The sequence below is a fragment of the Polaromonas sp. P4_H1 genome (assembly GCF_056400945.1).
In genome coordinates this window covers 24,978-33,999 of sequence record NZ_JBFUKG010000028.1, presented here as the reverse complement: position 1 = coordinate 33,999, position 9,022 = coordinate 24,978, and the positions used below count along the sequence as shown (strand labels likewise).

At 64.2% G+C, this 9,022-nt stretch carries 7 protein-coding genes; 1 reads left to right on the top strand and 6 read right to left on the bottom strand.

The genetic code is table 11. From position 1 onward, the window contains the following. Nucleotides 1–745 precede the first annotated feature (745 nt). From kynA to kynB, 3 genes are read right to left on the bottom strand one after another with little or no spacing between them, the layout of a single operon-like run. On the bottom strand, nt 746–1,627 hold the full coding sequence (kynA, locus tag AC1DS5_RS24340) for a tryptophan 2,3-dioxygenase (protein WP_477720816.1): 882 nt from the start codon (nt 1,625–1,627) through the stop codon (nt 746–748). A 2-nt stretch (nt 1,628–1,629) separates the two neighbouring features. After that, nucleotides 1,630–2,907 carry a kynureninase gene (gene kynU / locus AC1DS5_RS24335; RefSeq protein WP_477720815.1) on the bottom strand — a complete coding sequence of 426 codons (1,278 nt, stop codon included), beginning with the start codon at nt 2,905–2,907 and terminating at the stop codon, nt 1,630–1,632. Nucleotides 2,908–2,921: 14 nt separating this feature from the next. Continuing rightward, the gene (kynB, locus tag AC1DS5_RS24330; RefSeq protein WP_477720814.1) at nt 2,922–3,587 is read right to left on the bottom strand and encodes an arylformamidase; all 666 of its coding nucleotides are present in this window, start codon (nt 3,585–3,587) and stop codon (nt 2,922–2,924) included. 247 nt (nt 3,588–3,834) lie between these two features. Here kynB and AC1DS5_RS24325 point away from each other — a divergent pair, with 247 nt between their 5' ends. After that, nucleotides 3,835–4,599 carry an SDR family oxidoreductase gene (locus AC1DS5_RS24325; RefSeq protein WP_477720813.1) on the top strand — a complete coding sequence of 255 codons (765 nt, stop codon included), beginning with the start codon at nt 3,835–3,837 and terminating at the stop codon, nt 4,597–4,599. A gap of 203 nt (nt 4,600–4,802) precedes the next feature. Here the strand turns inward: AC1DS5_RS24325 and AC1DS5_RS24320 are convergent, their stop codons facing one another. From AC1DS5_RS24320 to AC1DS5_RS24310, 3 genes are all read right to left on the bottom strand, one after another. Further along, on the bottom strand, nt 4,803–6,263 hold the full coding sequence (locus AC1DS5_RS24320) for an NCS1 family nucleobase:cation symporter-1 (RefSeq protein WP_477720812.1): 1,461 nt from the start codon (nt 6,261–6,263) through the stop codon (nt 4,803–4,805). A gap of 309 nt (nt 6,264–6,572) precedes the next feature. Further along, nucleotides 6,573–7,376 (bottom strand): 4-hydroxy-2-oxoheptanedioate aldolase, encoded by an 804-nt coding sequence (gene hpaI, locus AC1DS5_RS24315; protein WP_477720811.1) that lies wholly within the window; start codon nt 7,374–7,376, stop codon nt 6,573–6,575. Between the two features lie 112 nt (nt 7,377–7,488). After that, complete coding sequence (locus tag AC1DS5_RS24310; RefSeq protein WP_477720810.1) at nt 7,489–9,021, bottom strand: UxaA family hydrolase; 1,533 nt, start codon at nt 9,019–9,021, stop codon at nt 7,489–7,491. Nucleotide 9,022 lies beyond the last annotated feature (1 nt).

Here is a 9,022-nt window from a genome sequence, read left to right as displayed (position 1 = left end):
AGTGCGTGTGCGGGAGGGGGAGGACGGCGTGTTCGATGTCTATTTCGCACACCACCACTGCCTGGAAATTGACTTGCGACAGCCGGTTGTGGATTAATTCAAACCGTCAACCATGTCTCCGCACACCTGTCCACCATGTGTCCGGTCCATACAGCTTCGCCAAAATAAAAGTAAGCAAAAGAAAAGGCGACCCTGCTGTCTGCGTCCCTTCGCTTCGCTGCGGGCAGCCTGCGGTGCTCGGTCCAGGCGGGGTCTCGCTCAACTCGCCTGCGGCTCAGACAATCGCGAGCCCTGATCCGCCTGGCCCTGCGCTCCTCGGCGCAGACAGAAGCAACCCAATACCGGAGACGTAAGACCATAAGGACACGCCATGGCGTGTCCTTGTTTGTCCTGGTATTTTCTTTGTGCATTCGGTATTGCTATCCGCTCCCCACCCGTGTGGCTGGGCCGAGCAGCGCAGATGGAGGCGGGATCAGGGCCGCAGTTGTTTGAGCCGCAGGCGAGTTCTGCGGCCCCCCGCCGGAGTCGAGCAGCACAGGTTGCCTGAAGCGAAGCGCAAGGACCCAGACTGCGGGTCGCCTTCTCTTTGCTTACTTTTCTCTTGGCGACGCAAGAGAAAGTGAGTCGCCCGCCGGGGCGAGTCCCGGCCTGGTCGTGAAGGCCCACAGCATCAACATCAGCACAGCCCCAGCTATCAATTAAATAGCTCTTCGCGCAGATATCTATTCGGGAAAAACCATTTCCCTCACAAATCCGTCCGCAATTTCCAGATCTCCGGAAACAACACCACATCCAGCATCTTGCGCAAATAACTCACGCCGCTGGTACCGCCGGTGCCGGGCTTGAAGCCGATGATGCGCTCGACCGTGGTGACATGGCGGAAGCGCCAGAGGCGAAACGCGTCTTCGAGGTCTGTGAGTTCTTCGCCGAGCTGATACAGGTCCCAGTACTGTTTCGGGTCGCGGTAGACGGTCAGCCAGGCCTGTTCGACCGCGGCGCTTTCAAGGTAGGGCTGTGTCCAGTCGCGTTCGGTGTGGCTGGCCGGCACGGCCAGGCCGCGCCGGGCCAGCAGGCGCAGCGCTTCGTCATAGAGCGAGGGGGCTTCATAAGCGGCCTGCACCTGCGCCAGCAGGTCCGGCCGGTGTGCGTGCGGCTGGAGCATGGCGGCGTTCTTGTTGCCCAGGGCGAATTCGATGCAGCGGTACTGGTAGCTCTGGAAGCCGCTCGACGCCCCGAGGTAGGGGCGCATTGCGCTGTACTCGGGCGGCGTCATGGTGGCCAGCACGTCCCAGGCATGGACCAGTTGCTCCATGATGCGGCTCACGCGCGCCAGCATCTTGAAGGCGCTGCCCAGTTCGTCGGCCGCTACATTCGCAATCGCCGCACGCAGCTCATGCAGCATCAGCTTCATCCAGAGCTCGCTGGTCTGGTGCTGGACGATGAACAGCATCTCGTCGTGCGCGGGCGAGAGTGGTTTTTGCGCGTTCAGAATCGCGTCGAGCTGCAGGTAGTCGCCATAGCTCATGTCGCGGCTGAAGTCGAGCTGGGCTTTCTCGTCGCGAACGATGTCCTCAGGCTTGCTCTGGGGGCTCTGGGGGTTGTGGGAGTCAGGGGCGTAGGGGCACATGATCAGGTCACCGCATGTTTCTGGTTGAATTCGGCTCTTTGCCACTCATCGGTGTCAAGTACCTGCTTGAGGTGCTCCACGGCGTTCCAGACATCTTCAAAGCCGATGTAGAGCGGCGTGAAGCCGAAGCGCAGGATGTCGAGATGTTTGCCGCCGTCGCCTGCGCGGTAGTCACCAATCACGCCGCGCGCAATCAGCGCCTGCACGATGGCGTAAGCGCCTTCCTTGCGCGTGAGGCAAACCTGCGAGCCGCGCTGCGCGTGCTCGCGCGGCGTTGCCAGCCCGAGGCCCTGATCTGCGCAGCGCTCTTCAACCAGTTGAATGAACAGGTCGGTGAGGGCCAGCGATTTGCGGCGCAGCACCTGCATGCCGCCCAGTGGCTCGGCCGCCAGAAAGCCGTCAAGCCCGCATTCCAGCGCCGTCATGCTCAGAATCGGCTGCGTGCCGCACAGGTACCGAGAAATGCCGGCGGCGGGCCGGTAGTCGGGCGTGAACTCGAACGGCGCGGCATGGCCCCACCAACCGGCCAGCGGCTGCCAGAAGCGGTCGGCGTGTTGGGGGTTGACCCAGACAAAGGCCGGGGCGCCGGGGCCGCCATTCAAGTACTTGTAGCCGCAGCCAATCGAGAAATCGGCCTTTGCGCCGTTCAGGTCCACGGGGACGGCGCCCGCGCTGTGTGCAAGGTCCCAGACCGTGAGCACGCCCGCTGCGTGCGCCGCGCTGGTCACGGCCTTCATGTCGTGCATGGCGCCGGTGCGGTAGTTCACATGGGTCAGCATCAGCACGGCCACGTTGGCGGTCAAGGCTGCGGCAATCTCCTCGGGCTCCACCAGTTGCAGACGGCAACCGCGTTCCTTGCACAGGGCTTCGGCAATATAGAGGTCGGTCGGGAAGTTGCTGCGCTCGCTCACAATGACTTTGCGCTGCGGCGCGTCCTGCGCGGCGATATGAAGTGCCGCGCTCAGCACCTTGTAGAGATTGATCGAGGTGCTGTCGGTGGCCACCACTTCGCCCGGTTTTGCGCCTATCAGCTGCGCAATCTTGTCACCCAGGCGCTGCGGCAGGCTGAACCAGCCCGCGCTGTTCCAGCTGCGGATCAGGCCCTGGCCCCATTCCTGGACCACGGCCTCCTGCACGCGTGCCGCCGCGGTTTTTGGCAGCACGCCGAGCGAGTTGCCATCCAGGTAAATCACGCCTTCGGGCAGGCTGAACTGGTCGCGCAGGGTGCGCAATGGGTCTTGCGCATCGAGTGCGCGGCAATCTTGCAGAGTTGTGGTCATGTCAGGTTCATCTTTCAGGGGAGTTCGCGCAAGACTGCGCGAACGGGGGAAGCATCGGCCGTCATCAGCTTGAGCGGCAGGGCAATCAGTTCGTAGTCGCCTTCGGGCACCTCGTCGAGCACCAGGTTTTCCAGCACGCGCAGGCCGCGCTGGCGGATCACCTGGTGGCTGTCCAGGGTTTTGCTTGCGGCCGGATCGATGCTGGCGGTGTCGATGCCGATCAGCTTGACACCGAGCGCGGCGAGGCGCTCAACGGTCTCGGGCGCGTAGGCCGCGAGCATGGGGTCCCAGTGCCCGACCGGCATGCGCTCGTAGGTGCGAACCAGCACGCGCGGCGGCAGGTCATGTATGGCATGCGCGAGGTGCTCCCACTCGATCAGCGGCCCTTTGGCGATGGCGTGAATGACGCGGCAAGGCCCGATATAGGGCGTGAGATCGATCGCGCCGATGGCGGCGCCCTGCGGGTCGTAGTGCAAGGGCGCGTCGGCGTGTGCGCCTATGTGCGGCGACAGGGTGAGGGTGCTGACGTTCACCGGGCAGCCCGGCGCGATGCTCGCGGCCCATTGCTGTTGGTAGGGCGTGTCGCCCGGAAAAACCGGCGAGCCTGGCGCCACGGGGGGCGAGATGTCCCAAAGCCTCAAGGGCCTTGCGGTGGTGGATGGTAGGACTCTGGCTGTCATACGTGTAAAGGTAGCACCGCCGAAAAAGCCGTGGTGTCGGTTATTTCCAACAAGTGACAAAAATAGTTTAAACCTAAAGTAATTGCCGGCAAAAACGTCGAAACCAGGGGGGAGATAGGGTGGTGCGCGCTCCTGCCGTCCTGCCGTGGCTGGGGCACAATCCAGACCATCGGCACTGGCCGTCGGGCGCGGGTCTGGCACCCGGATTCTTCTTCATCAACATCAAGCAAAGAGACAGAGGTACAACATGAGTTCGAACGACAAGGCAACCGGCAAGGTCGCTGTGGTGACGGGTGCAGGCACCGGTATTGGCAGGGCCGTCGCGCTGGCACTGCTGCGGGAGGGTTACTGCGTGGCACTCGTCGGGCGACGCATCGAACCACTTAACGAGGTGGCCAAGGAGTCAGGCACCGACCGCGCGCTGCCTGTCCCTACCGATGTGGGCAACCCTGAATCGGTCGCGGCCCTGTTTGCCAAGATCAAGGAAGTGTTTGGGCGGCTCGACCTGTTGTTCAACAACGCCGGCGTGAACGCCCCGGGCGTGAACATCGAGGACATCACGTTCGAGCAATGGCAAAACGTGGTGAACATCAACCTCACGGGTTCTTTCCTCTGCGCGCAGGGCGCCATCCGGCTGATGAAAGACCAGCAGCCGCAGGGCGGCCGCATCATCAACAACGGCTCGATTTCCGCCCACGCGCCACGCCCCAATTCCGCGCCTTACACCTCGACCAAGCACGCCATCACGGGCCTGACCAAATCGATCTCGCTCGATGGCCGCAAGTACAACATCGCCTGCGGGCAAATCGACATCGGCAATGCCCTGACGGAACTCTCCGCCCGCATGACCAAAGGCGTGCCCCAGGCCAACGGCGAGATCGCTGTGGAGCCCATGATGGACGCCAAGGAAGTGGCCGATGCGGTGGTTCACATGGCCGCGCTGCCGCTGTCCACCAATGTGCAGTTCATGACCATCATGGCCACCAAAATGCCGTTTGTGGGTCGCGGCTAGGCCAATACGGTTCAGTCAAGGACTGTGAAGCTCCCTCCCCTTCCGGGGGAGGGTTGGGGTGGGGGCCAGCGGCGACCAGATAAGCACGGTGGCCCGATGCCCACGCCGCGAGCCCCCATCCCGGCCTTCCCCCAGCGGGGGAAGGAGATGATCGGCCGGACCGTGAAGCCCCGAACCGGGGCCTCCCCCTACGCGGTAGGCTGCTAGGCCTTGGCGTGTGCCGTAGCCGTCGCCCGAGGCATGGCCGTAGCAAGCACGTAATATGCGATGCCGGCGATGGCCACGCCAAAGAACCAGCCATAAATGCCCCACCAGGACGGCAGCAGGCTGGTGAAGTTGGGCAATATGCTGGAAAACAGCGCGCCAATGACGGTGGCGATGAGGGCGTTGCGGTTCCAGCCGCCCTGGTAGCGGTATTCGCCGTCCTCGTGGTAAAGCGCTTCCACATTGACCTGGCCTTTGGCGATCAGGTAGTAGTCCACCAGGATGATGCCCAGCAGCGGCCCCATGGTGGCGCCGATGGCGCCAACAAACGTTGCCGCGTTGCCTTCCCAAGGCGCAAACGGGTAGAGCACCAGTGCGATGCCTGCCGCGATGTAGCCGCCGGTCTTGAAGCTGATCTTGCGCGGAAACACATTGGCAAAGTCAAAGGCGGGCGAGACGAAGTTGGCCACCACGTTGATGCCCAGCGTCGCCACGGCAAAGGTCAGCGCGGCCAGCAGCGCCAGGAACCAGCTGTCGAACTTGGCGGAAATCTGCTCGGGGTGCAGCAGCACCTCGCCATAGACCTTGAAGGCGGCAATCGTCGTCACGCCGGCCACCAGCGAGAACAGGATCAGGTTGATCGGCAGGCCCCAGAGGTTGCCTTTCTTGACGGTGGCCTTGTCTTTGGCGTAACGCGAGAAATCGCAAAAGTTCAGGTACAGCGCGGCGAAGTAGGTGATCCAGGTGGCGCCCACGGCCATCAGTGCCCAGAACGAGCCGGGCTCGCCGGGCACGCCGGCATCCTTGGTCTTGGCCAGCAGCACATCCTGCGGAATGCCGTGGTCAAACGAAAAGCCGCCGGCCTTCACGCACAGGCCCACCGCAAGCACCAGCATGGCCACCCACACCGCCGGGCCGGCCCAGTCCTGGAACTTGCGCACGGTTTCCATGCCGTTCTGGATGATCAGCAGCTGCAGGGCCCAGACGACGACGAAGCAGATCACCTCCAGGCCGGAATGGCCCAGCAGGTGGGTCGATTTGTGAAACGCCATGATGGCGTCGGAGCGGGTGAGCAGCGCCACAATGGCGCCCGAGGCTGCGGCGGTCTGTGCGCCATACCAGAAGCAGGCCACCACGGCGCGCACCAGTGCGGGCAGATTGGCGCCCCAAACGCCGAAGGAGGCGCGGGCCAGCACGGGGTAGGGCACGCCGGTTTTAACGCCTGCGTAACCGACCAGGTTCATCAGGAAAAAGATCACCATCGAGCTCAGGCCGATGGCAAGCAGGAAGTTGGTGAAACTGCCGCACAGCAGGAACAGGCTGGCCGCCAGGTAATAGCCCCACAGGCTGTGCACATCCGAGGTCCATACATTGAAGATGCTGAAGGTGCCCCAGTTCCGCGTTTTTGCCGGGGCCAGGTCTTCGTTGTAAAGGTCGGGCGATGGGTTGCGAATGTCCATGGGTGATCTCCAATGCAGAGGGTGGATGCCGGGCCAGGGGGATGGAACTACAAGGCAACTGACCAGCGGGCCGGTCAATTTTGTATACACGACTGTACTCAGAAATGAAAACTTCAATCCACGGGTTTACCCGTGGCCTGATGCTGCGGTGCAGCATGTTTCATGCCATGGGTCCGGGCGCGCATTACTGCCGGACACGCGGTTCGGCAACGGATTTTTGCGAGCCTCCCGGACCTTCCCTGGCGTTAAAGCCTTCCGGGTCTTCCCGCGTCGTTGCAGTCCCTTGCAGCCGTGCTGCTGCCTTGCCGGTCAGTAGGCTGCGCTGGGGATTACCGCCTGTGCGGAGCCGGGCGAGATGAAGTCAGCCGCCATGCGCCGAACCGCATTGGCATAGACCAGCACATCGACGCCGGTGGCCACAAAGGTGCAGCCCAGGGCGAGGTAGTGCCGTGCCAGCGCCGGGTCCGAGGTGAGCGAGCCCGCTGCCTTGCCGGAGGCGATGATGGTCTTCATGGCCTGCTCGATGGCCGCCCGCACCTCGGGGTGACCCGGTTTGCCGCGGTGCCCCATGGACGCTGCCAGGTCGGCGGGGCCGATGAACACCCCATCCACGCCGTCCACCGCGCAAATCGCTTCCAGGTTTTTCAGGGCCGTGACGGTTTCCGCCTGCACCAGCAGGCAGACCTCGCTGTCGGCGTGATCCAGGTAGTCGGTGCGCGCGCTCCAGCGCGAAGCGCGTCCCACTGCACTGCCCACGCCCCGGATGCCCAAGGGCGGGTAGCGTGTGGCGTCCACGATGTGCTGGGCCTGGGCGGCTGTGTCGACCATGGGCACCAGCAGGTTTTGCGCGCCAATGTCCAGCAGCTGCTTGATCAGCGGCACCTCGCCGGCCACCGCCCGCACCACCGGCTGCGAACGGTAGGGTGCTACCGCCTGCAGGGCGGCCAGCGTGCTGCGCAGGTCGTTGGGCGCATGCTCGCCGTCGATCAGCAGCCAGTCGAATCCGGCCGTGGCGGTGACTTCCGCCAGGTAGGGCTCGGCCATGGACATCCACAGCCCGATTTGCTGCTGGCCGCGGGCCAGTGCGGCCTTGAAGGGATTGCCGGTGCTCATGAAGTCATCCTTTGATGGTGGAAATGGTCGTTGGGGGTGTTGAGGGACGTTGGCGGACTGCGGACCGATGCCGTCGCGCATGCCAACGATACCAGCCTCCCGCGCGCGGCGGTCAGCTCACAATGCCCAGGTGCCAGGGCACGAATTCGTGATCGCCCAGGCCCAGCGCCTCGCTCTTGGTCGGCTCGCCCGAGGCATGGCGCAGGATGGCTTCGAAAATCCGCTGGCCCATTTGCGGCACGTCCAGCTCGCCGTCCAGGATGGCGCCGCAATTGAGGTCCATGTCTTCCTCCAGGCGGGTGAACATGGGCGTGTTGCTGGCCAGCTTGATCGTGGGCGCCGGCTTGGAGCCGAACATCGAGCCGCGGCCGGTGGTGAAGCAGATCAGGTTGGCGCCGCTGGCGATTTGCCCGGTCGAGGCCACCGGGTCGTAACCTGGTGAATCCATGAACACGAAACCGTGGCGGTCGATGGGCTCGGCATATTCATACACGGCCTGCAGCGGCGTGGTGCCGCCCTTCATGGCCGAGCCCAACGATTTTTCGAAGATGTTGGCCAGGCCCCCGGCCTGGTTGCCGTGCCCGACCACGCCATTGAACTGGGCGTTCTGGCCGGCCGTGTATTGCTCCCACCAGGCCAGCCGGTCCAGCAGTTTCTGGCCGACTTCGGGCGTGACGGCCCGGCGGGTCAGCATGTATTCCACGCCGTGGATTTCGGGCGTTTCCGACAGGATGGCGGTGCCGCCGTGGCGCACCAGGATGTCCATGGCCGCGCCCAGCGCCGGATTGGCCGTGATGCCGGAGAAACCATCGGAGCCGCCGCACTCCAGGCCAATCTTCAGATGGCTGGCCGGCACGGGCTGGCGCCGGGCCGCGTTGGCGTCCGGCAGCATCTCCCGGATGGCCGCTATGCCGGCTTCAATGGTTACGCGGGTGCCGCCCACCTCCTGCATCACCAGCGTGCGCATCAGCTTGCTTTCAGGCAGGCCCTGCGATTCCACCAGCGACGCCACCTGGTTGCGCTCGCAGCCCAGCCCCACAATCAGCACCCCCGCCAGGTTGGGATGGCGGGCGTAACCGGCCAGGGTGCGGCGCAGCACATCAAAATGTTCGCTGGGCGACGACATGCCGCAGCCGCTGGTTTGCGCAAAGGCAGCCACACCGTCCACATGTGGAAAGTCCGCCAGCCGTTCGGGCGTGAAGTGGGCCGCAATGTTCTTGATGACGGTGGCGGAGCAGTTGACCGACGACAGGATGCCGATGAAGTTGCGGGTGCCGACACGGCCGTCGGGGCGCACAAAGCCCATGAAGGTGGCGCGCTCGGCATCCGTCACATACTCGACTGGCCGCACGTCCTGGCCGAAAGCCGGGTCGCGCTCGAAATCCACCAGCGTCAGGTTGTGCGCGTGCACATGGTCACCTGCCTCGATGTCGCGCGCGGCGATGCCGATCACTGTGTCGTACTTGATGATGCGCTCGCCGCCGGCGATGCGGCAGGCGGCGATCTTGTGACCGGCCGGCACCTGGGCGCGCGCCCGCGCGTCAATCTCCGGCAGCGCCTGGCCCAGGGCGAGCGGGGTTTTTGCCACGAGCACGTTGTCGTTGGCGTGCAGGCGGATCAGCGGGCTGGCGGTGGGGGAGGGCATG